This is a genomic window from Myxococcus sp. CA033, from assembly GCF_013336625.1.
In the GTDB taxonomy this organism is placed as follows: domain Bacteria; phylum Myxococcota; class Myxococcia; order Myxococcales; family Myxococcaceae; genus Myxococcus; species Myxococcus llanfairpwllgwyngyllgogerychwyrndrobwllllantysiliogogogochensis.
In genome coordinates this window covers 38,189-64,259 of record NZ_JABUMU010000008.1, presented here as the reverse complement: position 1 = coordinate 64,259, position 26,071 = coordinate 38,189, and the positions used below count along the sequence as shown (strand labels likewise).

Sequence of the window (26,071 nt, the reverse complement as noted above, 5' to 3'; positions counted from 1 at the left end):
TTCATTCAGGCGTCGCGCGCTGACACCGCGCGCTTCACCGCCTCGCGCAGCCCCGCGAATGGCAGGCGCTCCAGGGCGGTGGGGACGTCCACCCACTCGAAGGCATCGTGCTCGGGGCCCAGACGGACCTCTGTGTCCGGCGGGACGTGGACGGCGAAGCCGCTCTCCTCCGCGAGCACGGGCGGCAGCGTCTCGCCGATGGCGAAGGAGTGACGGTAGGCCAGGTCCTCCACGGGAAGTCGAAGGCCCGTCTCCTCCTCCAGCTCTCGGATCGCGGCCTGGGTGGGTGACTCACCATCCTCCACGCGGCCGGTGAGGATCTGCCAGAAGCCGCCGCGCTCGGGACGACGTCGCACGAGCAACACGCGCGCCTCCGGGCCTCGACCTCGCACGACGGCGATGCTGACGGTGCGCATGGGCGCAGGGGCATCCACGCGCTCGCTGTCGAACACGGCGCAGAAGCTCCGGGCGAGCGCCTCTTCCACATCCGGGACAGGGACTGCGTGCCCGCGCTCCCGCTGCATGGAGGTGACACCGGCCTCGCGGATTCCGCAGGGCACGATGAAGCGGAAGTGCTCCATCTTCGTGTTCACGTTGAGCGCGAAGCCGTGCGTGGTGAGCCACCTGGACAGGTGGACACCGATGGCGGCGATCTTCCGCGCGTCGGGCGCACCCTCCTCGCCAATCCACACGCCGGGCCACTTGACGATGGGGCCCGCGGTGATGCCCCACTCGGACAGGACCTGCATGATGGAGCGCTCCACGTCACGCACGTAGCGGCGGACGTCGCGGCGCGACTCCGGGAGCAGGAAGATGGGGTAGCCGACAATCTGGCCGGGCCCGTGGTAGGTGACGTCGCCGCCCCGGTTCGTCTCGAAGACATTCACGTCCTCCGCGGAGAGGCTCGCGTCGGAGGCGGTGATGTTCTCCCGCTTCGCGCCCCGGCCCAGCGTGAGCACGGGCGGGTGCTCCAGCAACAGCAGCACGTCACCGCTCAGGCCCTCCCGACGTGAGTCGCCGAAGAGGCGCATCAGGTTGAGGCCGTCCTCGTACTCCACCCGGCCGAGCCGGTAGACGGTGATGGTGTTCACGACGTTCCCTTCCGCCGGCCCTTTCGAGGGGGCGTCGGCTTCGTCACGTTCTCGAGTTCCCAGGTACCTGGGGGAACCCGCTGGAGGAGTGCCTGGAGTTCGTGGCCGGCGCGGGGGGAGCGCTCGGCCTCGGCGGCGAAGGCGGAGAGGACGCTGTCGGACAGCGAGGTCGCCGGCTCACGCAGCGCCAGTCGCGCGCGGGCCATCTCCACGTAGTCCTCGCGCGTGGGCGGGTGCAGGCTGAGCAGCACCTGGACGTGCTCCAGGATGCTCACGGGGATGACGCCTCGCACCGCGCGCGACAGGGCCTCCGTCGTGGGCACCAAGAGGCGCTCCTCGCCTCCGCGCAGGATGAGTTTCCCCGGCTCGGGTGCGAGCCCTCGCGCGCTGAGCACCACGGAGGGCCGCGACTCACGAGCGAGGAAGACGGAGAGCGCGGTCTGGTGCTCCGTGCTCAGGCGATCCACGTCCTCGACGAACACGGGCGAGGCCGACAGGTCCTCCGCGAGCGAAGCCACCGGAGTGAGGGTCCCCCTACCCTGTCGCTGGAGCATTTGGAGCAGGACGCTCTTGCCCCAGCCCTCGGCCCCCACCAGCAGGACGCAGCGAGCACCCGACTGGAGCGCTCGCTCCATCATCGAGCGGACATCGGGCTGACCCACGAAGTCCATCGCGGCCGAGGCACGCACCGGCGAGCGAGGACGCGCCGGGAGCGGCACAGGACTCACGTCTCCGAGCAGCGATGCGGACTCCGTCAGACACGCCTTGCAGATGAAGGCACCGGCCGGTCCCGCGACCAAGTCTCCGACCTCCGCGCGAGGGCGGCAGCAGAACGAGCACCACGCATCCAGCGCCGCGTCCGCGCGAGCGGGGCCGCGCTCGATGATTCGCGGTCCGCGCCTGCGCCTCGGCGTGGTGTCGTCCTCCGACGCGTGCGCGGCGAAGGCCTCCACATCCGAGTCTCGCGCATCGGCCTGCCCCGTCGGCGCGAGCAGCCCATCTCCGAACGGTTCCTCACCTTCCGGCGAGCCGGGTCTCCATCGTGACTCGAAGAGCTGCTCGTCCACGGCGCCAGGTGAACGCTCCGCACGCACGAACTCCGAACCGCGAGAAGGCAACGCATCCCGAGCCACCGACGGAACCATCCCACGCGGAGTGGACCCCGCCGAGGCTGCGCTCCGGCCGACCAGAAACTCCAACCCCTTCGAGCCCCCTGACTCCACCGAGGCCTCGCGCTGCGCGGACAGGAACTCCAACCCCTTCGAGTCCCCTGGGTCCGCGGAGGCCGCGCTCCGAACCGGATGAAAGCCTTGCCCCGCGGACGCCCCTGACTCCGCCGAGACCGAGCTCCGAATCGGATGAAAGTTCTGCTGCTCCGAAGCCCCTGACTCCACCGAGGCCGCGCTCCGCGCCGGATGAAGCTTCTGCCCCTCCGAAGCCCCTGACTCCATCGAGGCCACGCTCCGCGCCGGATGAAGCTTCTGCCCCTCCGAAGCCCCTGACTCCATCGAGGCCACGCTCCGCGCCGGATGAAGCTTCTGCCCTTCTGAAGCCCTTGACTCCACCGAGTCCGCGCTCCGCGCCGGATGAAGCTTCTGCCCCTCGGACGCCCCTGGGTCCACGGAGGCCGCGACCCGGGCGAGCTGGGCCTCGAGCCGCTGGAGGTCCTCGCTCACTTCCGTGTCCAGCACCCAGGCCGCGAGCTCGGGGGACTTCCCTGTCGGCTGCGACTCCACGTCGCGCAGCGCGTCCTGGATGAGGCGTTGCCGACGAACAAGCTCAGGGAGAGGGAGGTCCTCCACGGACAGCACCAGTTGGCCGTCGTCGTCCTCCTCCCCCCCCTCAGTCGCCGGCAACGTCTCCGTCATCCCTTCGAGGCGGTTCACCTCCTCGAGGATGTCCAGGCGGCTCGTATCCAGCCTGCGCGCATGGCGCAGCAACTGGAGCGCTCGGGGGGCATTGCCCGCGTTCCGATAGAACGCCGCCGCTTTCTGGAGGCACTCCACGGCGCGAGTCACGTCACCCCGCAGCTCGGCGGACTGCGCGGCGCGGATCAGCTCGCGAGGGTTCTCGGCCATACGGACAGAGCCTAACCGTCTTGGTGGACCACCGCCCGGCCTCGACGCATTCCACGAGACGCAATCGCCGGCGAGCGGTCAGCCCCCTCCCCGGCGGCCCAGGGGACATCCCAGCCTCGAAACCCGGGCGACCACACCACCCGGGCCTCTGGGCGAGACATCACGCCATGGCCAGGAACAGCAGGTCCGGCTTCTCCAGGTACTTGATGACTTCGTAGACGAAGTCCGCGGCCACCGAGCCGTCGATGACGCGGTGATCGCACGACAGCGACAGGTTCATCATGTCGCGGATGACGATCTGATCCTTCACCACGGCCGGGCGCTTCTTGAGCTTGTGCACGCCCATGATGCCCACCTCGGGGTGGTTGATGATGGGCGTGGCGAACAGGCCACCGCTCTGCCCCAGCGAGGTGATGGTGAAGGTGCCGCCCGTCAGCTCCTCCAGCTTCAGCTTCCGCTCCTTCGCGGCAGCCCCCAGACGCGCCGTCTCGCGAGCAATCTCCGCCAGCGTCAGCCGGTCCGCGTCCTTCACCACCGCCACGGTGAGGCCATCCGGCGTCGCCACCGCCATGCCGATGTTGTACTCGCCACGCACCACCAGCTCCTGCGCCGCCTCATCGAAGTTGGCGTTGAGGTGCGGGAACTTCTTCAGCGCGGCGATGGTCGCCTTGATGATGAACGGCAGGTAGTTGAGCTTGGTGTTGTCACCCGACGCCGCGAGCTGCGCGTTGAGCCGGGTGCGCAGTGCCACCAGGTCCGTCGCGTCCACTTCTTCCACGAAGGCGAAGTGCGGCATCGTGAACTTCGAGCGCACCATCTTCTCGGCGATCTTCTTGCGCAGCCCCCGCAGAGGAACGCGCTCGTCCGCCCGACCCGACGACACGGCCGGCACCGCGGGACGCGCCTGCGAGGGAGCCGCCACCACGTTCTTCTGCTCCCCGCCCCCCTCCAGCGCCGCCACCACGTCCGCCTTCGTCACCCGCCCCTGCGGTCCACTGCCCGGAATGGTCGCCAGGTCCAACCCGTGCTCGCGCGCCATGCGCCGGGTCACCGGCGTGGCCAGCACCTTCGACGCCTGCGCCGAAGCACCCGCCGCGGGAGCCGTCGCCTGCGCCGGAGCCGCCGCGGCCGCCTGCGCCGGAGCCGCCGCGCCATGGCCCGCGGCCTGCGCCGGAGCCGCGCCGTCGATCTCCAGCGTGACGAGGGGGTGGTGCACCTTCGCGATGTCCCCTTCCTTGCCGTGCGTCGACACGACGCGCCCGGCCTTCGGGCTGGGGACGGTGACGGTGGCCTTGTCCGTCATCACCTCGGCGAGCACCTGGTCTTCCTTGACGACGTCGCCGGCCTTGACGTGCCACTTGACCAGCTCGCCCTCCATCACGCCTTCACCGAGGTCGGGGAGCTTGAATTCGAAGGTTGCCATGGGGGGTGTCTTTCCGAGAGGAACGGGGGTTGCGTCAAGCCACGAATCGAGGCCCGGTCAGCCGAGCCGCTCGAGGCGCTCGCGCTCCATCAGGCCCTTCATGAAGAACTCGGCGGCGCGGTAGCTGGAGCGCACCAGCGGACCCGAGGCCACGTAGAGGAAGCCGTAGGACTCGGCCAGCTTCTTGTACGACTCGAACTGCGCCGGGGTGACGAAGCGCTCCACCCGCAGGTGGTACTGCGAGGGCTGCAGGTACTGGCCCAGCGTGAGCACGTCCACGCCCACTTCACGCAGGTCCTTGAAGGTCTGCTCCAGCTCCGCGTCCGTCTCTCCCAGGCCCACCATGACGGACGTCTTGGTGTAGAGGCCCTCGGGACGGTTCTTCAGGTACTCGAGCACCTTGAGCGACTGGGCGTACTTCGCGCGGCGGTCTCTCACCGTCGGCGTGAGGCGCTCCACCGTCTCCACGTTGTGGGCGACGACGTGCGGCTTGGCCTCGGCCACCGTGGTCAGGTCCTTCTCCACGCCCTTGAAGTCGGGGATGAGCACCTCGACGATGGTGCGCGGGCTCTCCCGGCGCAGCTCGCGGATGGCGGAGGCGAAGTGGCTGGCGCCGCCGTCCGGCCGGTCATCCCGGTTCACCGACGTGACGACGATGTACTCCAGGTCCATCTCCTTGACGGCCTGGGCCAGATGGATGGGCTCCATCGGATCCAACGGCGGGGGCGCCCCCACCTTCACGTGGCAGAAGCGGCACGCGCGCGTGCACACCTCACCCATCAACATCACCGTGGCCGTGCCACCGCCCCAGCACTCGGCGATGTTCGGGCAGCGGGCCTCTTCGCAGACGGTGGCCAGCTTCGTGCGCTTCACGATGGCCTTGACCCGCTCGTACCCTTCGCCGTGCGGCAGCCGGACCTTCAGCCAGTCCGGCTTGCGGGTGGTCTCAGTCACCTGGGGCAGCGGGAACCGATCAGGAGTCGCCATGGGTCGCGGGCCTTCTATGGTTTGGGCGGAAGACGTTCAAGCCTGAAGCCTCTAACGCGAGGCGTCAGCTCTGGCAGGCCCTTCGCGCGCGTCGCTTTCCTACTAATGCTCCCGCTCCGGCCGGGCAGCCCCGGACCTGGGCACCGGAGGGCCTGGATGTCCCGACTTGGGCGCCGCTGCCCCGACGGCGTGCCGGTCCATCGCTGGCCCTCCTGGTGTGCAGGCATCCTGGCCACCCGCCCCAGCGGACGCCGGACATGGAAAGGCCGTCCTCGGAACCACGCTCCGGGACGGCCTGACCTTCGACGAGCCTGGGCCTAGAAGTGGCGGGGGTGACCCAGCGTGGCCTCGGCGCCCTCGTGGACGATTTCCGAGAGCGTCGGGTGGGCGTGGATGGTGCCCGCCAGTTCCTCGGTGGTGATCTCCAGCTTCAGCGCGACGCACGCCTCGGCCAGCAGCTCCGTGGCGTGGGGCCCGATGATGTGGATGCCCAGCACCTCGTCGTACTTCTTGTCGGAGACGATCTTGATGAGGCCGGTGGCCTCATTGGTGATGGACGACTTCGTCACCGCGCCGAACGGGGCGTTGCCAATCTTGACGTCGTAGCCGCGCTCCTTGGCCTTCTTCTCCGTCAGGCCCACCGAGGCGACCTCGGGGTAGCAGTACGTGGCCGACGGGGTGAGGTCGTAGTTGATGGGCTGCGGGTTCTTCCCGGCGATGTGCTCCACCGCGAGCACGCACTCGGAGCTCGCCATGTGGGCCAGCATCGGCGTGGGGATGACGTCTCCCACGGCGTAGACGTTGGGCTCGCTGGTGCGCAGCATCGCGTCGACCTTGATGTAGCCGCGCTCCGTCTTGATGGACGTCTTGTCCAGGCCCACGTCCTCGGTGACGGGCGAGCGGCCGACGGCGGACAGCAGCAGCTCCGCCTCCAGCGTCTTCGTCTCGCTGCCGACCTTCATGGTGACGCGCACGCCGTCCGCCGTGTGCTCCACCTTCTCCACCGCGGAGCCGGTGTGCACGTCGATGCCGCGACGGCGGAAGAGCTTCTCCAGCTCCTTGGAGATGTCCGCGTCCTCGATGGGGAGCAGCGCGGGCAGGAACTCCACGATGGAGGTCTTGCTGCCCACGTGGTTGAAGATGGAGGCGAACTCACAGCCGACCGCGCCAGCGCCCAGGACGATGATGCTCTTGGGGATGCGCTCGAGCTGCAGGATGGAGTCGCTGTTGAGCACGCGCTTGTGGTCCACCGGCACGTTCGGCAGGGACTTGGGCACCGAGCCCGTCGCGATGATGATGTTCTTCGCGTCCAGGACCTGCTTGGAGCCGTCCTCGGCGGTGACTTCCACCTTGCCCTTGCCGGCGATGCGGCCGTGGCCCTTGATGACCGTCACCTTGTTCTTCTTCATCAAGAAGTCGATGCCGTTGGCACCCTTGGTGACGACCTTGTCCTTGTGCTTCATCGCGTTCGGCCAGTTGACCGTCGGGCTCGACAGGTCGATGCCGAAGTCCCCCGCCTCCTTGACGTGGTGGAACAACTCCGCCGTCCACAGCAGGGACTTGGTGGGGATGCACCCGCGGTGGAGGCAGGTACCGCCCAGACGCTTGTCCTTCTCGATGATGGCCGTCTTCAGCCCGAGTTGCCCCGCGCGGATGGCACCCACGTAGCCGCCAGGGCCCGAACCGATGATCACCACGTCGAACGTCTCAGCCACGCACGCCTCCGTCATTATTTGCGGATGGAACCCGGTGGGGCTGATAACCCCCGCTCCCGGTCGGAATCAAGGAGATTGCTCGTGCGCCGTTTCCCGCTCAGAACCCTCCTCCTGATGCTCGTGGCGCTGCTCGCCTTCACCCGCCTGTGGTGCGTGACGCACCAGGATGAGACGGCCGGGGCCTCGCCCGCGAGCTCCCCCACCCGGGACGCCACCGCCACGTCCCCCGCCTCCCCCTCGCCGCTTCCCCCCTCTCCTGAGTGCCGCGCGGTGGAACGGGCCCTGGACGCCACCCTGCGCGCCCCCGACGAGCCCACCGTCGTGGCCGAGGCCCGCAAGCGGCTGGACGCCTGTGACAAGCCGCCCCCGCGCGCCTGTGAGCTGGGCGGAGCGCTTTCCGCCCGAGCCCCCTTCACCCAGGGGGCGGACACCCCCATGCGGGGGCTGCTCGCCGCCCTCTGCGAGCGCTGTCCCTCCAGGGTCAACGCCTGCGCGCAGACCGTGGCCCGTGCGCTGCTGGACACCGCCGTCGGTCAAGCGCCGAACATCCCCGAGCTCCAGTGGAGCTTGGAGCACGCGGGCCCAGGCACCCCGGCGGCCTGTGATTCCATCGTCCGACTGGGGCTCGCCCCCGCCGCCCAGGCCTCCGTCGACCTGCCCCCCACCGTGCGCACGCTCCTGGATGGACTGGTGTCCCGCTGCGCGAGCGCGGACCTGCTGCCGCTGTCCGTGCTGCGCGCGGCCGCCGCCCAGCAAGGCGCCCGGGCCCCGGCACTGCTCACGGCTGCCAGCGCGAAGCCGGTGGAGACCGCGCCGGTGAAGCCGGATCAGCTCCTGGGGGCCCAGCCCGCGTTCCAGGCGTTCGATGGAGACCTCCTCACGGGAGTCCCGGTGAGCAACGCGAGGCGGGGCACGCGCTGGTCGGCGGACGGAGCGCTGCGAGCGGGCTACGCGCCCACGCTCAAGCACCTGGTGGGGTTCCGTGTCCGGGCGCAAGGCCCAGGCTCCCTGCGAGCCATCGTCCGCACGCCGAAGGGCGTGGGCTTGAATGATCCAGAGGGAGGCTTCTCGTTCGTCAATCCCACCGTGTGCCAGTTTCGTGGCACGGGCGAGTGGGAGACCTGCAACCCCGCCGCGCCCCTTGTCGAGGTGGACGCGGTCAGCGTGTTCCCCGAGAGCGCGGACGGCAAGCTCCTGGAGTTGGAGATCCTCGGCGCGCGCTGAGCGCCGACGGCGTCAGGCGACCAAGCCGCGGTCCTTGGCGAGCTGGAAGATGGGCGCCGCGTCCTTCTTCAGGACGGCGCTGACGTCCTTGACGATGGACTCGCCCGACTTCGCGACCGAGAGGAAGTTGTCGAAGGTCCGGGTGAGGATGAGCACGCCAGAAATGATGACGCGCTGGAGGTTGTGTTGCAGGTCCGTGCCCTCGTAGATGAGCCACGCCTGCTCGACACACGTCTTCCTCGCATCCACGAGGAAGTTGTTGAGGATGGTGCGCTCGTTCGCGTCGGGAACCTTGGACTTCGGGCTCACGGAGCCAATGTAGATGAGACGCGAGTTGAGCCGCGTCGAGGCCTCCTCCATCTGAGCCAGCATCGCCGCGACGTCCTCCTTGGTCGGAGGATTCTGCCAGCGGGAGAAGATGACTCGGTCGATGAGCTCTGCCTTGTACGTGGTGGGGCCGTTCACGATGCCTCCGGTGAGGCGGACGGTTTCGATGCCAAGAAGCGCCCGGCCGGCGTTCTCCACAGCGCCGCGCGTCTGGATGTGTAGCAGGAACACTCCTTTCGTTGAAGAGAGTCACTGCTGCACGCGATCACTCCACCGTCGCAATCCTGCTGTCCGTATGCAGCCGTGACGGACAAATCCATCCGGGTCGACGCTGACACGGCCTGAAAACGGGGTTTGATACGTGGAATGCCCTGATAGCCCTGTGTCCTGCTCACGCGAGGTGAGCCTCGCTCATCCAGCATTGCCGGGAAGTTTTGGCTTCGCGGCACGACGTGCGAGCACGGCCTTCACGTCTTCCAGGGAGAGCCCGAGCGGCCTCACCGCGACGAGGAGGTGGTAGAGGAGGTCGGCTGCCTCCTCGGCGGCGCGTCCGGCGTCCGCATCCGCGCAGGCCGTCACCAGCTCCGCGGCCTCCTCGCCCAGTTTCTTGAGACGCAGGTTTCGGTCCGCGAGCAGGCGGCGCGTGTAGCTGGGTTTTTCGCCCGGGGCATCGGGTCGGGTCGCGCGCTCGGCGAGGGTGGCATCCAGCGCGGCCAGCGCGTCTCCCCCTCCGGGACCGAAGCACGTGGTCTCGCCGGTGTGACAAGCCGGCCCGGCTTTCTCGACGCGGGCCAGGATCGCGTCACCGTCGCAGTCCGCGCGCAGGGACACCACCTGCTGCGTGTTCCCGCTGGTGGCGCCCTTGTGCCAGAGGCCACGCGAGCGCGAACGGTAGTGCATCTGCCCCGTGGCGAGGGTGCGCTCCAGTGCCTCGCGGTCCGCGTGCGCCACCATCAACACATCACCGGTGCGCGCGTCTTGAGTCACCACCGTCACCAGGCCACCGCCCTTGGTGAAGTCGAGTCGGTCCAGGTCCAGAATCACGTGGCCTCCGTCGCGCCCAGGCGCTCACGGGTGAGTGTGGCCAGGGCCGCGTTGGTGGCGATGCCGTTGCCACCGAAGGAGGTCCGCCGCCCGGTCCAGTCGGTGAAGACTCCTCCGGCTTCTTCGATGATGGGTTGGAGCGCGGCGGCATCCCAGGGCGAGAGCAGCTCGTCCACCATGACCTCCGCTCGGCCCGTGGCCACCAGCAGGTAGCCGTAGCAATCGCCCCAGGTGCGGGAGATGGCCGCGTCGAGGGTGAAGCGGCGCCAGGCTTCTCCGCGCTCGGGATGCTGACGGAAGCGCTCGTCCGTGGAGAGCACCACCGCGCGAGACAGGTCCGCCTGCTCGGACACTCGCGCGCGTTTGTCGTTCCAGAAGCAACCTTCCCCTGGCGCAGCCACCAGCAGCTCACTCACGGCGGGGAAGTACGCGGCGCCCACGAGGATGCGCTCCCCTTCCGCCAGTGCCACCAGGGTCCCCCATAGAGGTACGCCCCGGATGAAGGTCTTTGTTCCATCGATGGGGTCCAGGATCCATCGGCGCCGCGCGCCCGGCCGTGTCTCTCCGAACTCTTCCCCGAGGATGCCGTCGTCCGGAAAACGTGCTTCCAGCCATTCGCGTGCGGTCTGCTCCGCCGTGCGGTCCGCCACCGTGACGGGCGTCCCGTCGCTCTTGGTATCCACTGCGATACCACCGCGGAAGTAGCCCAGCGCCACGTCCCCGGCCTTGCGCGCGACTTCGGCCGCCGCCTGCATCAAGCCCTGTGCACTCGTCATGTCGTGCTCCGGATGGGAAGGCCGCTGAAGGCGCTCGGCGCCACGTCTCCCGAATTGCGTGCGACTTCAGCCGCCCGCATCAAGCCCTGTGCGCTCGTCATGTCGTGCTCCGGATGGGAAGGCCGCTCGCTCGGAGCAGCGATTTGATGGCCCCTACCGTGGTGAGCCCATCGTGAAGGATGCCCGCAACGAGCGCCGCGTCCGCGCCGCCACGCGTGAGTCCGTCCCGCACGTGCTCCGCGTTACCCGCCCCTCCGGATGCGATGACGGGCACGTCCACCGCGTCCGCCACCGCGCGCGTCAGCTCCAGGTCGTAGCCCGAGCGGGCACCGTCCTGGTCGATGCTGGTGAGGAGCACTTCACCCGCACCTCGCGCCACACACTCACGCGCCCAGGCCACCGCCTCCAGCTCCGTGGGCTTGCGCCCACCATGCGTGTGGACACGCCAGCGCGAACCCTCTTTCCGAGCGTCGATGCTCGCCACCACGCACTGCGCTCCGAATCGCTCCGCGCACTCCGTGAGCACCTCCGGCCGGGCCACCGCCGCCGAGTTGATGCTCACCTTGTCCGCGCCAGACCGAAGCGCACGGCCCACGTCCTCCACCGTGCGGACGCCTCCCCCGACCGTCAACGGGATGAACAGTCGCTCCGCCGTGCGCCGCACCAAATCCCAGAGCGTGTCACGCTCCTCGGCGCTCGCGGAGATGTCGAGGAACGTCACCTCGTCCGCGCCCTCTTGCTCATAGCGCAGGGCCAACTCCACCGGGTCTCCCACGTCGCGGAGACCCTCGAAGCGAACGCCCTTCACCACCCGGCCGCCCTTCACGTCCAGACAGACGATGAGCCGTCGCGTCAGCATCAGAGCACCTCCAGGGCCACGGAGCCCTTCATGCTGAACACGGTGCCGGAGTCCACCATCGCATCCCGCAGCGCGAGCCCCAGCGCCTTGAACGCCGCCTCGGTGACGTGGTGACTGTCCTTCCCTCGCAGCACCCGCAGGTGCAGCGTCACCTTCGCGTGCTCGCAGAACGAGCGCATCCAGTGCTCGTAGAGCCGATTCTTCAACGGCCCCTGGTAGAAGAACCGTCCGCCCGCATCGAGGCACGCCTGCACCAGCGCGTCATCCATGGGCACCGTGCGCTCCGCGAAGCGGGCCGCTGTCGCCGGAACCACCCGCTGCACCGCCGTCCCCAACGTAATCGCCACGTCCTCCATCAGGTGGTGCGTGAGGTCGCCACGAGCGTGCAACTTCAAGTCGAGCCCCGCGTAGCGCGCGAAGGTGGAGAGCATGTGGTCGAAGAACTTGAGCCCCGTGTCCACCTGCGTGCTCCCCCGGCCCACCGACAGCTCCACGCGGATCCGCGTCTCCTTCGTCTCTCGAGTGACAGTGGTCATTTCGCGAACTCCAGCGCGACGTCGCGCGCATCCAGCCGCCCCGTGTACAGCGCCATCCCAATGACCGCCCCGTACGCGCCCACCGAGGCCAGCGCCCTCAAGTCTTCCAGCGTCGTCACGCCGCCCGACGCGTAGAGCCGGTGACGGCTGCGAACCACCACCTCGCGCATCAGCGACAGGTCGACGCCCTCGAGTTGCCCCTCCTTGTGGACCGCGGTCACCAGCAGGCCACCGAGCGGCAACGGCTCCAGCGCCGCGAGCACATCGCCCACCGTCATGCCACTGCCCGCCGTCCAGCCTCGCGTCACCACCTCGCGGCCTCGCACGTCCGCCGCAACCACCACGCGGCCTGGATGGCGGCTCGCGACGTCGGCCAACCACGCCGCGTCCTCGATGGCCCGAGTCCCCACCACCACGGCCGAGGCCCCCCCTTCCAGCAGCGCCTCCACCCGCTCCAGCTCTCGCACACCCCCGCCCACGGTGAACGTGAGCCCCGGCTCGTGCGCGGTAAGTCGCGCCACGGCCTCGGCATTGGAACCCCGGCCCAGCGCCGCATCCAGGTCGACCACATGGAAGGCCCTGAAGCCGTAGGCGCGCCAGCGCAGTAGCGCCTCCAGCGGATCCTTCACCCGCACCCGCTCGTCTTCATACGAACCTCCAACGAGCTGCACGCACGCGCCTTCGCGCAGATCGATGGCGGGAATCGCCCTCATGACGCCACCTCCCGCAAGAAGGTCCGCACGAAGGCGACACCCGAAGACGAAGACTTCTCGGGATGGAACTGCACGCCCACCACCCGGCCGCGTCGAACCACCGCGGGGAAGCGGTCTTCCTCGTGCGTCGTCCACCCCGTCACGACCGACGCGTCCTCCACGCGGCAGACGAAGCTGTGCGCGTAGTACGCGGTGTCCAGCTTCGCTCCCGACAACGTGCGGTCGCCCTCCACCTGGTTCCAGCCAATCTGCGGCACGCGTCGCGATGTCAGTCGCGTCACCCGTCCGGAGAAATAGCCCAGGCCCGCGCCCTCTCCCTCGTCGCTCGAATCGAACAGCAACTGCATGCCCAGGCAGATGCCCAGGCAGGGCAGGCCCTTCTCCAATGCCGAGCGCATCGCATCCCGCCCGGGCGCCAGTCGCGCCGCCGCCGAGCCAAAGGCGCCAACTCCGGGCAGCACGAGCACATCCGTATCCACCGCACGCGCCGGGCTCTCCTCCACGCGAACGTCGACGCCCTCCTCCGTGGCCAGGGCCTTGGTCAGCGAGTGCAGATTGCCAGCGCCGTAGTCGAACAGGGTGACTCTCATCGCAAGGACTCCAGCAGCGCCACAAGCGCCGCCTCCAGCAAGGGCCACGGTCCACTGCCGATTCGGAGCGCATCCCCGACCCCGGTCAGTCCCTGGAACGCCCTCACGTTCACGTCACGCTCCCGCATCCGCTCCGCCACCCCAGGCGCTCCGGGCAGCGGCACCATCAGGAAGTTGCCCTCGGACGGCAGCGGCTTCAGCCCCTGCGCCACCAGCGCGCCCCGCAGGCGCTCCCTGTTCTCCACCGCCTCCTCCACCCGAGCACGCACCCAACCCGCGTCCTCGCGCAGCACGGCCACGGCCATCGCTTCCGCGAGCGTCGTCAGCTTGTACGGCCCCCGTGCCTTCTCGACCTCCGCCACGAGCTTTGGGTGGCCCACGGCCCACCCCACGCGCATCCCCGCGAGCCCGAAGGCCTTCGAGAACGTGCGCGTCACCAGCACGTTCGAGCACGTGCGCGCCAGGTCCAGGAAGCCAGGCCCGCGCGCGAAGTCGGCATACGCCTCGTCGATGATGACCAGCCCCGGCGCACGCTCCACCACCCGCTCCACCGCCGCGCGCGACAGCACCGTGCCCGTGGGGTTGTTCGGTGAGCACAGGTAGATGACCTTCGCCCCCGTGGACACCAGCCACTCGGGCTCCACGTCGAAGTCCGCGCGCAGGGGCACCGCCGCCGTCCGCAGTCCGTTCACCTGCGCGAACAGCGGCATCATCACGAACGTCGGGTCTTGAAACACGAGCAACTCACCCGGCTCCAAGAACGCTCGCAGCGCGCTGTCGAGGACGTCATCGGAGCCGCAGCCCGTCGTCACGCACTCGGCTGTCACGCCAAGCTGCTCGGCCAACACGCCGCGCAGGTCGGGCGCATAGCTTCGGGGATAGCGCGAGAGCGACTCCAGGGAGGACTCGCGCAGCACTCGCTCCGCGGCGGGAGGCACCCCGAAGAGGTTGGTGTTGTCGCTCAGGTCCACGCGACAGGGTCGCTTCGCGGGCGAATACAACGGGATGTCCCGATAGGATGCACGCGTGGGAATCATTCGGCCCTCCAGGCCCGCGCGGCGTCCGCGTGCGCGAAGAGGCCCTCACTGTCCGCAAGCAGTCCCACGTCGTCCGCCAATGCCTGGGACGCCGCGCGCTCCACGCGCTGGTAGGTGGTCCATCGGTAGAAGTCGAGCAGGTTGAGTCCTGAGTAGGCCCTCGCCAGCCCCGCCGTGGGCAGCACGTGGTTGGAGCCCGTCATGTAGTCGCCGTAGGCCACCGAGGAGCGCTCCCCGAGGAAGACGGTGCCCGCGTTGCGCACTCGCGCCAGGTCCGCCGAAGGCGCGGCGGTGGCGAGCAGCAGGTGCTCCGGCGCGAAGTCCGCGACGAAGGGCCACGCCTCCTCCAGCGACGCCACACTCAACACCGCGCCACGTGAGCGCAGTGCGGCGGCGACAATCTCCTCGCGCTTCGCACCCAGTGACAGGCGCCGCACCTGCTCCGCGATGGCCTCCGCCACCCCCTCGCCTCGCGCCACCGTCACGCAGGCCGCATCCGGGTCGTGCTCCGCCTGCGCCAGCATCTCCCGCGCCACCGCGTCCGGACTCGCCGTCTCGTCCGCGATGACGAGGATTTCACTCGGCCCCGCCGGTGCTTCGATGGCCACCGCCCCCACCACCTGGAGCTTCGCCTCCGCCACGTAGGCATTGCCCGGCCCGACGATGCGGTCCACCCGGGGAACACTCTCCGTGCCGTACGCCATCGCCGCCACCGCGCCCGCTCCGCCCAGCGCGAAGACCCGGTCCGCGCCCGCCAGCACCGCCGCCGCCAACACGCTCGCGTGTGGCAGACCGTCCGGCCCCGGAGGCGAGCAGACGATGACCTCGCCCACCCCCGCGACCTTCGCCGGCACCACCCCCATCAACACGCTGCTCGGATACACCGCCCGGCCTCCCGGTGCGTACACTCCGACGCGGCCCAGGGGGTCCGGCCTCCGGCCCACCAGCACACCAGGCTCCGTCTCCACTTCCACCGCGCGAGGCCGCTGCGCCTCGTGCGCCCGCGCGATGTTGCGCGCCGCGCGTCCCAGGGCCCGCGCCACCGACGGGTCCAATGATTCGAGCGCCTGCTCACAACGCGCGCGGGGGACCTCCAGTGCGGACAACTCCGCGCGGTCGAACTGGCGCGCCATCTCGAAGAGCGCCCAGTCCCCATCCAGCCGGACCCGGGCGATGAGCTCCCGCACCCGGGCGGAGATGCGCGCGTCCACATCCCCGCCTCGCTGCAACAATCGGAGCCGGTCCTCGCGGGACAGGCTGGCCAGCGGTCCGCGATAGCGGAGGAACGAAGGAAGCGGCGTCATCACGCCACCAGCCTTTCGATGCGCGTGACGAGGATGCCCTCGCAGCCCAGGGCCTTCAGGGCGTTGACGGTGCGGTAGATGGTCTTCGCCGCCACCACCGCGTGCACCGCGACGAACGTCCCTCCGTCCAGCACATCCACCACCGTGGGGCCATTGAGTCCGGGCAGCACCTCGCGAACCCCCGCGAGCGAGTCCCTGGGGACATTGGCCATGAGGTAGCGCTTGCCCCGCGCCGCCAGCACCGAGCCCAGCGCCAGCTTCAGTTCGTCCAGCCGCTTGCGCGCCTCCGGGACGTTCGTCTTGCTCGACACCAGTCGGGCGCTGGACTCCAGCACCGTGGCCACCTCGCGCAGGCCGTTCATCTTCAGCGTGGAGCCCGTGGACGTCAGGTCCACCACGATGTCCGCGATGCCCAGGTGCGGAGCAATCTCCGCCGCGCCCGAGACGGGAACCACGGTGATGCTCTGCCCTCGCCGCGCGAAGTAGTCCTGCGTCAACCGGGGGAAACACGACGCCACCCGCATGCCGTCTCGCACGTCGTTGGAGTGGGTGATGCCGCTCTCCTCGCGCGCCGCCACGACGAGCCGGCACTTGCCGAACTCCAGGTCCATCAGGTGCTCGAGCTCCCGCCCCGCCTCGCTCACGAGATCCCATCCCGTGACACCCGCATGCGCCGCGCCGTCCGCGACGAACTCCGGGATGTCCTGGGCGCGCACGAAGATGGCCTCGAACTCGCCGCCGAGCGACGCGGTGAGTGCGCGCTCTCCTCTGCCGCGCACCTCCAGGCCCGCATCGTTGAAAAGTTCACGAACCTCTTCGGAAAGGCGGCCTTTGTTGGGAAGAGCGATCTTCAGCAACATGGGTAGACCTGCTGGGGGCTGCGGGGGAAACGAAGGCCGCGCGGAAACGAAAAAGGCCCGTCCTGGGGAGGACGGGCCTTCATTCGCTGCGGCAGGTGCCGGGAGGGTGGTGCGTCTAGTGGCTCACCCAGGCATGCGCGTGGCGAACGGTCCCGTCGGGGCCGAGCCGATGATGCGCATGATGGGGATGCACGGAAGAGAAACGCACGGCCCCATCAGTAATGGCAAAGGCCCCCGCCGTCAACCCGACCTCTGGGCTCCCTGTCCAAGTCGCTTGCAAACCCTCGACGGGGCGAGCAGGAAAGAAGTCCATGCGAGTTTCGGACGTCATCATCGTGGGTGGGGGAATCATGGGCTGCGGCATCGCGCTGCGGCTGCGGCAGGCCGGCGCGCGCGTCACCGTCCTGGAGCGCTCCATCCCCGGCGCGGAGGCCAGCAGCGCCGCCGCCGGCATGCTCGCTCCACAGATGGAGTCCGACGGCCCCGGCCCCTTCCTCGAGCTGTGCCTGAAGAGCCGCGCCCTCTATCCCGCCTTCGCCGACGAGCTGCGCGAGCTGTCCGGCGTGGACATCGCCTACCGCCCCAGCGGCGTCCTCAAGGTCGCCTTCAGCGAAGCGGCGGTGCAGCACGTGGAAGCCACCGTGCTGTGGCAGCGCGGCATGGGCCTGCGCGCGGACGTGCTCGACGGTGCCCAGGCCCGCGCATTGGAGCCGCGCCTCTCCTCGAAAGCCGTCGCCGCCGCCCACTTCCCGGATGACCACCAGGTGGACAACCGGCTCCTCGTCCGCGCGCTGACGATGGCCGCCGCGCGCGTGGGCGCCGAATTCCGAAGCGGCTACGTGCGCGGCATCGTTCACGAAGCGGGCCGCGCGGTGGGCGTGGACCTGGATGGCGAGGTGCTGCGCGCGGACGCGGTGGTGCTCGCCGCCGGCTCCTGGTCCTCGCTCGTCCAGGGCGCGGGCGTGGAGGCGAAGGCGGTGCGCCCCGCGCGTGGGCAGATGATTCAGCTCCAGACGCGCCTTCCCCTGCTCCAGCGCATCCTCACGTCGGAGAAGGGCTACGTCGTCCCCCGCGCGGACGGCCGCGTCATCGCCGGCAGCACCATGGAGCTGGTGGGCTTCGACAAGCAGGTGACCGCGGCGGGCCTGGCCCGCATCCTCGACATGGCCCTGGAGCTGTGCCCGGAGCTCGGGTCCGCCCCCATCACCGAGACGTGGGCCGGCTTCCGCCCCTGGACGGAGGACAAGCGGCCCTACCTCGGAGAGGGCCCCACCCCAGGCCTCTTCCTCGCCACCGGACACTTCCGCAACGGCATCCTCCTGGCCCCCATCACCGCGAAGCTCGTGGCCGAGGCCGTCCTCGGAGAGCGGACCACCCTGGACCTCGCGCCTTTCCGCCATGACCGCGCGAGTACGAGGGCCCAGGCCTGAAGGCTCGACTTCCTCCCAGGACCCGTCCACGCCTGCCCGGCCGCCCTCCCTCCCAGGGTCGTCTTCCGGACCAGCGCACTGGACTGTCAACCTGCAAGTGGAGGAAGGTGGTAATTTCCCTGACTCATTCGCCATTGAAACCCGGAAACCTTTAGAATCTCCCGCCGTGGAAGCCATCCCCCCTGCCCCACCCCGAATCCTCATCGTCGACGATGACGACTCTGTCCGAGACGTCATCTCCGTCCTCCTGCGTGAAGAGGGCTACAACTGCGTCGTCGCGAGCGGCGCCGAGATGGCGCTGGACGTGGCTGGCGAGGAGGACACCCCGCTCGTCATCAGCGACATGAAGATGCCGGGCAAGGACGGCCTCTGGCTGTTGGAGAACCTGCGAGAGCGACTGCCGGACACGTCCGTCATCATGCTCACCGGCTATGGCGACACGGAGTCCGCGGTGGACTGCCTGCGCCGGGGCGCGGTGGACTACCTGCTCAAGCCACCGAAGCTCACCGACCTCATCCGAGCCATCGAGCGTGCGCTCGCCAAGCGCCGCATCGAGATGGCCCGCAAGCGCTACCAGAAGAAGCTGGAGCGCAAGGTGCGAGACCGCACCGCGGAGCTGCGCAGCGCGCTGCACAACATCGCCAACACCTACCAGAACACGCTCCTGGCGCTGGTGGCCGCGCTGGACGCGCGCGAGCACGAGACGAGCGACCACTCGCAGCGCGTGGTCAGCTACACGTCCGCCATCGCCGGCCGGATGAGCATCTCCGGCAAGGACCTGGAGGAGATTGGCCGCGGCGCGCTCCTGCACGACATCGGCAAGATTGGCGTGCCGGACGCGGTGCTGCTCAAGCCGGGCAAGCTCACGCCGGACGAGTGGCTGGAGATGCGCAAGCATCCGGAGATTGGCTTCCAGATGATCCAGGCCATCCCGTTCCTCTCCACGCCCTCCGCCATCGTCCTGTCGCACCAGGAGCGCTGGGACGGCGCGGGCTACCCGCGCGGCCTCCAGCGGCAGGAGATCCACATCGGCGCGCGCATCTTCGCCGTGGCGGACACGCTGGACGCGATGACGAGCGACCGGCCGTACCGCAAGGGCACCTCGTTCGCGAACGCCATCCAGGAGATCCGCCGCTGCGCCAACACCCAGTTCGACCCGGAAGTCGTCCGGGCGTTCCTGGACATCGGCGAAGAGGGTCTCATCCGCATCAAGGAGGAGATGGCGCTGCGGAAGCTCAATCTTCCCGTGGCCGAGCAGGAGGCGAACGAGGCCGAGGCGGAGCTGGCGCGTCTGACGGACCTGGACGATGACCTGGAGCCCGCGCCGGTCGCCCCGCGTGCCGCCCCGAGCGAGCCCGTCGAAGTGAAGGTGCCGATCATCCGGTCGGCCACGGGCAGCGAGGGCTGAGCCCCTCACGCTGGGGGGATTGAGATGAACGTCCCCCTGGCGGCTGTTATGAGGTCAGGCCGCCCGTGACGACGCCCGCACTCCAGACGGATCCGCTCGCCCCTCCCCTGCTGGATGCGCAGGGGCGCCGCATGACGTACCTGCGGCTGAGCATCACGGACCGCTGCAACTTCCGCTGCACGTACTGCTCTCCCGCGTCCTGGGGCGGCAAGAAGGACCTGCTGAACGCGGAGGAGCTGGGACGCATCGCCGGCATCTTCGCCGCGCTGGGCATCCGCCGCGTGCGCCTCACCGGGGGCGAGCCGCTCATCCGTCCGGACATCCTGGAAATCGCCCGGCGCATCGCCAGCATCCCAGGCGTGCGGCACCTGGCCATCACCACCAACGCCAGCCACCTGGAGGCCCTCGCGGCCCCGTTGCGCGAGGCCGGTGTCGACCAGCTCAACCTCAGCCTGGACACGCTGTCCCCGGAGACGTTCCGCCGCATCTCCAAGCAGGGGGACTTCGACGCCATCCTCCGGGGCATCGACGCGGCGGCGGCCTCCCACTACGCCTCGCTCAAGCTCAACGTCGTGGTGATGCGGGGCGTGAACGACGGCGAGGCCCGCGCGCTGGTGGAGTACGCACACGCGCGCGGCATCACCCCGCGCTTCATCGAGCTGATGCCCTTTGGCCAGGGCGTTCCGGTGCCCACCGCCGAGCTGATGGAGCGGCTGCGCGCCGAGGGCCTGGACCTCTCCGCCGAGCCCGAGGAGACAGGCGCCGCCGCCGACTCCGTCACCTCCGGTCCCGCGCGCTACTGGAAGGCACCAGGTGGCCGCGTGGGCTTCATCTCGCCGCTGACCCAGAACTTCTGCGGCGGGTGCAACCGCGTGCGCGTGGCCTCGAATGGCGACCTGCGCAGCTGCCTGGGCGGCCGCGCACAGGCGCCGCTGCATCAGCTCATCCGAGGTGGGGCCACGGACGTGGAGCTGGCACGGGCCATCCGCGCCGCCCTGGGCGACAAGCCCGAGGGCCACCGCTTCACCGAGCCCGGCAACGGCGCCACGCTGCTGTCCATGATGGGCATCGGCGGCTGAAGGCCCGCACCGGCGCCACGCTGCTATCAATTAAGGGCATCGGCGACTGAAGACCCGCCCCACCGGCGCCACGCGGCTGTCCATGATGGGCATCGGCGGCTGAAGGCCTGCACCGGCGCCACGCTGCCACCCAAGCGGGGCCGAGGCCGCGCTGCCGCGTCGCGAGGATGCACCCGAGTGCTGGCGCTCGCGCGTCCCCTGAAAAGACGACGGGCGGGCCCGCGCGCTCGCGCCTGGCCCGCCCGAGTGGCCGCGGGCTCCCCGAAGGGAGCCGCCGCCGTGCCGACTACTTCACCAACCGGATGGCGAACGGGTACCGGTACAGCTGCCCCTCGTTCGCCTTCAGCCCGCCGATGATGCCGAACACCAGCGCCAGGATGCCGACGATGGGCAGCAACACCAGGCCGATGCCGATACACGACGTGGCGACGCCGACGAGGCCGGCGATGAAGAGGGTGATCTGGAAGTTCAGCGACTCCACCGAGTGCTCGCGAACAAAGGACGACTCCTTGCCCTTGGTCAGCATCAGCACCAGCGGAACCGCGAAGCCCAGGCCCACGAAGTTGGCCAGGATGGTTCCCATGTGGGCGATGAGCCCCATCGTCTTCTCATCCTGGGTCGGCATCGGCGTGCCGGTGATGTACGAACCCACTTGCTCCCGCGGCGGAGTCTCCATGAAGTATCCCCTCCAGATAATCGAGGGCGCGTGCACCGCGCCCATGCCTGCCTAACATGACATGCACCCACTCTCATTGTCACGTCTCGGACAGGTGATGTAGCAGGTCGTTTGACGCCCTCGATTCCTGGCTTCGTGGCTCAGCGATACAACTCGCTGCCTGCCTTCCGGAATTCCTCACTCTTCTGTTCCATCCCCGAGTCGAGCGCGGTGGCGTCGGTGACGCCCAGCTTCTCCGCGTAGTCGCGAACATCCTGGGTGATTTTCATGGAGCAGAACTGGGGCCCGCACATGGAGCAGAAGTGGGCGACCTTGGCGCCGTCGGCGGGCAGCGTCTCGTCGTGGAAGGCGCGGGCGCGCTCGGGGTCCAGGGAGAGGTTGAACTGGTCCTCCCAGCGGAACTCGAAGCGGGCCTTGGAGAGCGCGTTGTCGCGAGCCTGAGCGCCCGGATGCCCCTTGGCCAGGTCGGCGGCGTGCGCGGCGATCTTGTACGTGATGACGCCTTCCTTCACGTCGTCGCGGTCCGGCAGCCCCAGGTGCTCCTTCGGCGTCACGTAGCAGAGCATCGCGGTGCCGAACCAACCAATCATCGCCGCGCCAATGCCGCTGGTGAAGTGGTCATACCCCGGCGCGATATCCGTGGTGAGGGGCCCCAGCGTGTAGAACGGCGCCTCGCCGCACACCGCCAGCTGCTTCGTCATGTTCTCCTGGATGAGGTGCATGGGCACGTGGCCCGGGCCTTCGATCATCGTCTGCACGTCGTGCTTCCAGGCGATCTTCGTCAGCTCGCCCAGCGTCTCCAGCTCGCCGAACTGCGCCGCGTCGTTCGCGTCGGCGATGGAGCCCGGCCGCAGCCCGTCACCCAGACTGAAGCTGACGTCGTACGCCTTCATGATCTCGCAGATCTCCTCGAAGTGCGTGTAGAGGAAGTTCTCCTGGTGGTGGGCCAGGCACCACTTCGCGAGGATGGAGCCGCCCCGGCTGACGATGCCCGTCAGTCGCTTCGCGGTGAGCGGCACGTAGCGCAGCAGCACGCCGGCGTGGATGGTGAAGTAGTCCACGCCCTGCTCGGCCTGCTCGATGAGCGTGTCGCGGTAGATCTCCCACGTGAGGTCCTCCGCCTTGCCGCCCACCTTCTCCAGCGCCTGATAGATGGGCACCGTGCCGATGGGCACCGGCGCGTTGCGGAGGATCCACTCGCGCGTCTCGTGGATGTTCCGGCCCGTGGACAGGTCCATCACCGTGTCCGCGCCCCAGCGGATGGACCAGACCATCTTCTCCACCTCCTCCTCGATGGAGGACGAGACGGCGGAGTTGCCGATGTTGGCGTTGATCTTCACCAGGAAGTTGCGGCCGATGATCATCGGCTCCAGCTCCGGGTGATTGATGTTCGCGGGGATGATGGCGCGGCCCCGGGCAATCTCGTCGCGCACGAACTCCGGGGTGATGACGCGGGGGATGGACGCGCCCCACGAGTGGCCCGGGTGCTGCGCGGACAGCGACGCGTCCATGCGCAGGTTCTCTCGCAGCGCCACGTACTCCATCTCCGGGGTGATGATGCCGCGCCGGGCGTAGTGCAACTGGGTGACGTTGACGCCCTGGCGTGCCACGCGGGGCTTGCGGCGATGGCCGAAGCGCAGCCCCGCGAGCCTCGGGTCCGCCTCGCGCTCCTTGCCGTAGTCGGAGGTGATTCCCGCCAGCTCCTCCGTGTCATCGCGACGCAGCACCCAGGCCTCGCGCGTGGCGGGCAGGCCCTGGCGCAGGTCGATTCGCGCCTCCGGGTCCGTGTACGGACCGCTGGAGTCATAGACGAGCACGGGGGGATTCGACGTCACCCGGGCATCCGCGCCCGGTCCGTGCCGCGTGGGGGTTTGACTGATTTCCCGCACGGGGACTCGCAAGTCGGGGTGCAGCTCCCCACTCACGAACACCTTGCGCGAGGCTGGCAGGGGGCCCTGGCTGATGCCTTCGAGCACCTTGCCATCGACCTTGAGGCTTCTGGACGCTCCGCTCATCTCTCTCTCCTCGAGGACGGGCGGGAAGGCAGACGGAAGCCCCCAGGGGGGTTCCGGGCCGCTTCCCTCCGCCGGTATGACCCGGTTCAGGTTCCAAGGGTTGGCCGCGCCACGCGGCCGTCTCAGCCCCTTACGAGGGGCACCCCTAGCGACTGGGTGAGCATCTAGCGCACAGCGGGACCGGCTTCAACCTGCCCGGTGGCCAGGGCTGGAAGCGCTCCAGTCAACACCGCTCGCGCAAGGAATGCGGGGCACCACACGAACGCGCAAACCTTGCGTGTACAGGGCGCTGAAATCGCCGTAGCCCGAGGGAATCCGGGCTGGCCCCTTCCATGCAACGGCCCCCGGGAGTTCCACCTATCTACCGGGAGAGCGCCACATGCAGATCGTCGGAGAGCTGATGACACGCGAGGTGGTCGCGCTCAAGGAGACCCAGAACCTGGGCAAGGCGGAGGAGCTGCTGCGCCTGCACCGCATCCGGCACCTCCCCGTCGTCCGACAGGGAAAGCTCGTGGGCCTCATCACCCACCGCGACCTGCTGAGGGCCGCGGCCACGCACGCGACGGACCCCGCCGCGCAGCCGCTGTGGGCCGCCGACATCATGACCCGGGACGTGACGACGGTGACGCCCGAGGCGTCGCTGCGCGATGCCGTGGTGCTGATGTTGCGCAACAAGTTCGGCTGCCTTCCCGTCATCGGGCAGGACGGCGCGTTGCTCGGCATCGTCACCGAGGCGGACCTGGTGCGCTACGCGCAGCACCTCATCGAGGACAAGGACCGCCGCGAGCTGGCAAGGGAATTCAACGCGTAGGTCCCTCCTCCCCGCGTCCCTTGCAATGACCTCCCCACTCGCCTCGACACACGCAGACGCCGAGGCCCTGTCGACCAGCCTTCCCGAGGCCACCGTCGCGCCGTCGTCACGGCGTCGCTGGACCCGGCCCGTGCTCGCGCTGGTGGGCCTGGTCGCGGTGGCCGGGCTCGCGGGCTTCGGCGTGGACGGCGAGGTGGCATCGCGCACGGTGCTGGTGGCGGGCGTGTGCCTGGTGCTGTGGCTCACGGAGCTGGTGCCGCCCTTCGTGCCCACCCTGCTCCTGCTGGGCGCCACGCCGGTGGTGCTCGGTCCGCTGGGGCCGGAGTACCGGCTGTCCTCCGTGCTCACCTGGGGCGTGGACCCGGTGCTCATCCTGTTCCTGGGTGGCTTCACGCTGGAAGTCGCGGCCATGCGCCACGGCCTCGACTCGGCGGTGGCGCGGCACGTCGTGCGCCTGTCGCGAGGCCGGCCCCGCCTCCTGCTGCTCCTCGTCATGGGCGGCGTGGCCTTCCTCTCCATGTGGATGTCCAACGTGGCCGCAGCGGCGATGATGCTCGCCGCGCTCAGGCCCGTGCTGCTCGCCTCACCTCCGGGCACACCGCTGCGTCCCGCCCTGCTCGCGGGAGTCGCATTGGGCGCAAACCTGGGCGGCATGGCGACGCCCGTGGGCAGCGGCCCCAATGCCCTCGCGGTGTCCGCCGCGAGCGCTCATGCGCACGTCACCTTCGCGGGCTGGATGGCGTTCGCCCTGCCCCTCACGGTGCTGATGCTGCTGCTCGGCTTCGGCCTGGTGCTCCTGCGCTTCCGCATGGGAGACGCGCTGACCTTGCCCGCACAGCCCGCCCGCACACTCGATGCCTCCGGCCGACGCGTGCTCGCGGTGAGCGCCGCCTGCGTGGTCGCCTGGCTGTCGGAGCCGCTCCACGGAGTGCCCGCACCGGTCGTCGCCCTGGGCGCCACCGCGCTGCTGTTCGGCACCGGGCTTCTCAAACGCGAGGACCTGGGACGCCTGGACTGGTCCACCCTCCTGCTCATCGCCGGAGGGCTGGCGCTGGGAAAACTCCTGGAGCAGTCGGGCCTGGTGGCCCACGCGCTCGATGGCGCCCGGCTGGAGGCGTGGCCGCGCGAGGCGAGACTGGGGGCGCTGGTCATCGTCGCCGCCGGCCTGTCCGCGCTGATGAGCAACACCGGCACCGCCGCGCTGCTGATGCCCCTGGCCCTGAGCGTGGAACCCTCCGCGTCCACGCCCATCCTCGTCGCCATGGGGTGCTCGTTCGGCATCCCCTTCGCCATCAGCACCCCGCCCAACGCGATGGCCGCGGGCGAGGGGCTCGACACCTCCGAGCTGTTGAAACTGGGGCTTCCCCTCATGGTGGCCGGTTGTCTGCTGGTCAGCTGGACGGGCCCCCTGGTGCTACGTCTCTTTGGCCTGCCATGAGTTACCCTCGTCCGCCCGTCCGGGACTTCAGGGCGAATCCCCGGTCCACCATGAAGCACCTTCGCGGCACACGGGTTGTAAGGGCAATGCCGGAACAGGGCCCGGCGGAAGGAGCGCCCATGACGTCCGTGACCGTCACTGAGTACGAAACGCGTCTGTATTGGCAGGGCGAGCGAGGTGCCGTCCTGACGAGCGACCGTGCGCCGCCCGTCCCCATCGGCTTGCCACTCGTCGAGCAGGGCACAGCGGACGATGGACGCTGGGCGCCGGAGACCTTGCTGGTGGGCGCGGTGGAGGGGCGCACGCTGCTGGCCTTCCTGGAGCGCGCACGCGAGGCGGACGTGACTGTCCTCTTCTACCAGAGCTGCGCGGTGGCCCGCGTGGTGAGCGGTCCCGGCCAGCCACCCCACCTCACCGACCTCATCGTCCGTCCCCACGTGGCCGTGGCCACCGACCTGGACGCGGAGGTGGTGCGCCTCATCTTCTCCGAGCTGCCCGCCCACTGCTTCCCCAGCTCGGTCATCCAGATCGCGCCGCGCATCGAAGCGGTGGTGGAGACGTGGCACGCCCGCGCCGCCAGCCCCCGTGCGAAACCCGACGCCCCCCACTTGAAGCCCATCCCGGTCCTCACCCTTCCCTGACACCTCGAG

At 69.4% G+C, this 26,071-nt stretch carries 24 protein-coding genes and 1 riboswitch; of the genes, 7 read left to right on the top strand and 17 right to left on the bottom strand.

Annotated elements, in window-relative coordinates:
• Nucleotides 1-5: 5 nt before the first annotated feature.
• The 5 genes from lipB to lpdA all read right to left on the bottom strand — a co-directional run bounded on the left by lipB (nt 6) and on the right by lpdA (nt 7,294).
• A complete protein-coding gene (lipB, locus tag HUA78_RS21010) occupies nt 6-1,091 on the bottom strand; it encodes a lipoyl(octanoyl) transferase LipB (protein ID WP_174477000.1) in 1,086 nt (361 codons plus the stop codon).
• Complete coding sequence (locus HUA78_RS47735) at nt 1,088-3,169, bottom strand: ClpX C4-type zinc finger protein (protein WP_174476999.1); 2,082 nt, start codon at nt 3,167-3,169, stop codon at nt 1,088-1,090. The genes lipB and HUA78_RS47735 overlap by 4 nt, the downstream gene beginning before the upstream one ends.
• Nucleotides 3,170-3,329: 160 nt before the next feature.
• A complete protein-coding gene (locus HUA78_RS21000) occupies nt 3,330-4,592 on the bottom strand; it encodes a dihydrolipoamide acetyltransferase family protein (RefSeq protein ID WP_174456724.1) in 1,263 nt (420 codons plus the stop codon).
• 57 nt (nt 4,593-4,649) lie between these two features.
• Nucleotides 4,650-5,579 (bottom strand): lipoyl synthase, encoded by a 930-nt coding sequence (lipA, locus tag HUA78_RS20995; RefSeq protein WP_141649413.1) that lies wholly within the window; start codon nt 5,577-5,579, stop codon nt 4,650-4,652.
• 317 nt (nt 5,580-5,896) lie between these two features.
• The gene (lpdA, locus tag HUA78_RS20990) at nt 5,897-7,294 is read right to left on the bottom strand and encodes a dihydrolipoyl dehydrogenase (RefSeq protein WP_174456726.1); all 1,398 of its coding nucleotides are present in this window, start codon (nt 7,292-7,294) and stop codon (nt 5,897-5,899) included.
• Nucleotides 7,295-7,375: 81 nt separating this feature from the next.
• On the opposite strand from lpdA, the gene HUA78_RS47270 reads away from it, so the two are divergent.
• Nucleotides 7,376-8,518: a hypothetical protein gene (locus HUA78_RS47270; RefSeq protein ID WP_371745620.1), complete on the top strand. Its 1,143-nt coding sequence runs from the start codon at nt 7,376-7,378 to the stop codon at nt 8,516-8,518.
• 12 nt (nt 8,519-8,530) lie between these two features.
• On the opposite strand, the gene HUA78_RS20980 is transcribed toward HUA78_RS47270, so the two are convergent.
• The 10 genes from HUA78_RS20980 to hisG all read right to left on the bottom strand — a co-directional run bounded on the left by HUA78_RS20980 (nt 8,531) and on the right by hisG (nt 16,564).
• On the bottom strand, nt 8,531-9,076 hold the full coding sequence (locus HUA78_RS20980; RefSeq protein WP_246137656.1) for a DofB protein: 546 nt from the start codon (nt 9,074-9,076) through the stop codon (nt 8,531-8,533).
• 180 nt (nt 9,077-9,256) lie between these two features.
• Nucleotides 9,257-9,886: a bifunctional phosphoribosyl-AMP cyclohydrolase/phosphoribosyl-ATP diphosphatase HisIE gene (gene hisIE, locus HUA78_RS20975; protein ID WP_174477086.1), complete on the bottom strand. Its 630-nt coding sequence runs from the start codon at nt 9,884-9,886 to the stop codon at nt 9,257-9,259.
• On the bottom strand, nt 9,886-10,665 hold the full coding sequence (gene hisN / locus HUA78_RS20970) for a histidinol-phosphatase (RefSeq protein WP_174462447.1): 780 nt from the start codon (nt 10,663-10,665) through the stop codon (nt 9,886-9,888). Before hisN ends, hisIE begins: the two co-directional genes overlap by 1 nt.
• A gap of 97 nt (nt 10,666-10,762) precedes the next feature.
• Complete coding sequence (hisF, locus tag HUA78_RS20965; RefSeq protein WP_368773779.1) at nt 10,763-11,527, bottom strand: imidazole glycerol phosphate synthase subunit HisF; 765 nt, start codon at nt 11,525-11,527, stop codon at nt 10,763-10,765.
• The gene (locus HUA78_RS20960) at nt 11,524-12,060 is read right to left on the bottom strand and encodes an imidazoleglycerol-phosphate dehydratase (RefSeq protein ID WP_174465463.1); all 537 of its coding nucleotides are present in this window, start codon (nt 12,058-12,060) and stop codon (nt 11,524-11,526) included. The genes hisF and HUA78_RS20960 overlap by 4 nt, the downstream gene beginning before the upstream one ends.
• Nucleotides 12,057-12,773 (bottom strand): HisA/HisF-related TIM barrel protein, encoded by a 717-nt coding sequence (locus HUA78_RS20955; protein ID WP_174465462.1) that lies wholly within the window; start codon nt 12,771-12,773, stop codon nt 12,057-12,059. The genes HUA78_RS20960 and HUA78_RS20955 overlap by 4 nt, the downstream gene beginning before the upstream one ends.
• Entirely contained in the window at nt 12,770-13,363 is a 594-nt protein-coding gene (gene hisH, locus HUA78_RS20950; RefSeq protein WP_174465461.1) for an imidazole glycerol phosphate synthase subunit HisH, read from the bottom strand. Before hisH ends, HUA78_RS20955 begins: the two co-directional genes overlap by 4 nt.
• Entirely contained in the window at nt 13,360-14,400 is a 1,041-nt protein-coding gene (locus tag HUA78_RS20945) for a histidinol-phosphate transaminase (RefSeq protein ID WP_174462450.1), read from the bottom strand. The genes hisH and HUA78_RS20945 overlap by 4 nt, the downstream gene beginning before the upstream one ends.
• A complete protein-coding gene (gene hisD, locus HUA78_RS20940) occupies nt 14,397-15,704 on the bottom strand; it encodes a histidinol dehydrogenase (RefSeq protein ID WP_174465460.1) in 1,308 nt (435 codons plus the stop codon). Before hisD ends, HUA78_RS20945 begins: the two co-directional genes overlap by 4 nt.
• Nucleotides 15,704-16,564 carry an ATP phosphoribosyltransferase gene (gene hisG / locus HUA78_RS20935; protein ID WP_141647382.1) on the bottom strand — a complete coding sequence of 287 codons (861 nt, stop codon included), beginning with the start codon at nt 16,562-16,564 and terminating at the stop codon, nt 15,704-15,706. Before hisG ends, hisD begins: the two co-directional genes overlap by 1 nt.
• Nucleotides 16,565-16,875: 311 nt before the next feature.
• On the opposite strand from hisG, the gene thiO reads away from it, so the two are divergent.
• From thiO to moaA, 3 genes are all read left to right on the top strand, one after another.
• Nucleotides 16,876-17,994, top strand: coding sequence for a glycine oxidase ThiO (thiO, locus tag HUA78_RS20930; RefSeq protein ID WP_174456734.1), 1,119 nt, complete (start codon nt 16,876-16,878; stop codon nt 17,992-17,994).
• Between the two features lie 166 nt (nt 17,995-18,160).
• The gene (locus HUA78_RS20925) at nt 18,161-19,402 is read left to right on the top strand and encodes an HD domain-containing phosphohydrolase (protein ID WP_174456735.1); all 1,242 of its coding nucleotides are present in this window, start codon (nt 18,161-18,163) and stop codon (nt 19,400-19,402) included.
• Between the two features lie 65 nt (nt 19,403-19,467).
• On the top strand, nt 19,468-20,481 hold the full coding sequence (moaA, locus tag HUA78_RS20920) for a GTP 3',8-cyclase MoaA (RefSeq protein ID WP_174476997.1): 1,014 nt from the start codon (nt 19,468-19,470) through the stop codon (nt 20,479-20,481).
• Nucleotides 20,482-20,767: 286 nt separating this feature from the next.
• Here the strand turns inward: moaA and HUA78_RS20915 are convergent, their stop codons facing one another.
• On the bottom strand, nt 20,768-21,157 hold the full coding sequence (locus HUA78_RS20915; protein ID WP_141647378.1) for a DUF4870 domain-containing protein: 390 nt from the start codon (nt 21,155-21,157) through the stop codon (nt 20,768-20,770).
• A gap of 140 nt (nt 21,158-21,297) precedes the next feature.
• The gene (gene thiC, locus HUA78_RS20910; protein WP_141647377.1) at nt 21,298-23,172 is read right to left on the bottom strand and encodes a phosphomethylpyrimidine synthase ThiC; all 1,875 of its coding nucleotides are present in this window, start codon (nt 23,170-23,172) and stop codon (nt 21,298-21,300) included.
• Between the two features lie 46 nt (nt 23,173-23,218).
• Nucleotides 23,219-23,329: riboswitch (TPP riboswitch) on the bottom strand.
• A 222-nt stretch (nt 23,330-23,551) separates the two neighbouring features.
• Between thiC and HUA78_RS20905 the strand changes: the two genes are divergently transcribed.
• The 3 genes from HUA78_RS20905 to HUA78_RS20895 all read left to right on the top strand — a co-directional run bounded on the left by HUA78_RS20905 (nt 23,552) and on the right by HUA78_RS20895 (nt 26,062).
• Nucleotides 23,552-23,983, top strand: coding sequence for a CBS domain-containing protein (locus tag HUA78_RS20905; RefSeq protein ID WP_174476996.1), 432 nt, complete (start codon nt 23,552-23,554; stop codon nt 23,981-23,983).
• 25 nt (nt 23,984-24,008) lie between these two features.
• On the top strand, nt 24,009-25,421 hold the full coding sequence (locus tag HUA78_RS20900; RefSeq protein ID WP_174476995.1) for an SLC13 family permease: 1,413 nt from the start codon (nt 24,009-24,011) through the stop codon (nt 25,419-25,421).
• Nucleotides 25,422-25,540: 119 nt separating this feature from the next.
• Nucleotides 25,541-26,062, top strand: coding sequence for an OsmC family protein (locus HUA78_RS20895; protein WP_174462454.1), 522 nt, complete (start codon nt 25,541-25,543; stop codon nt 26,060-26,062).
• Nucleotides 26,063-26,071: the final 9 nt, after the last annotated feature.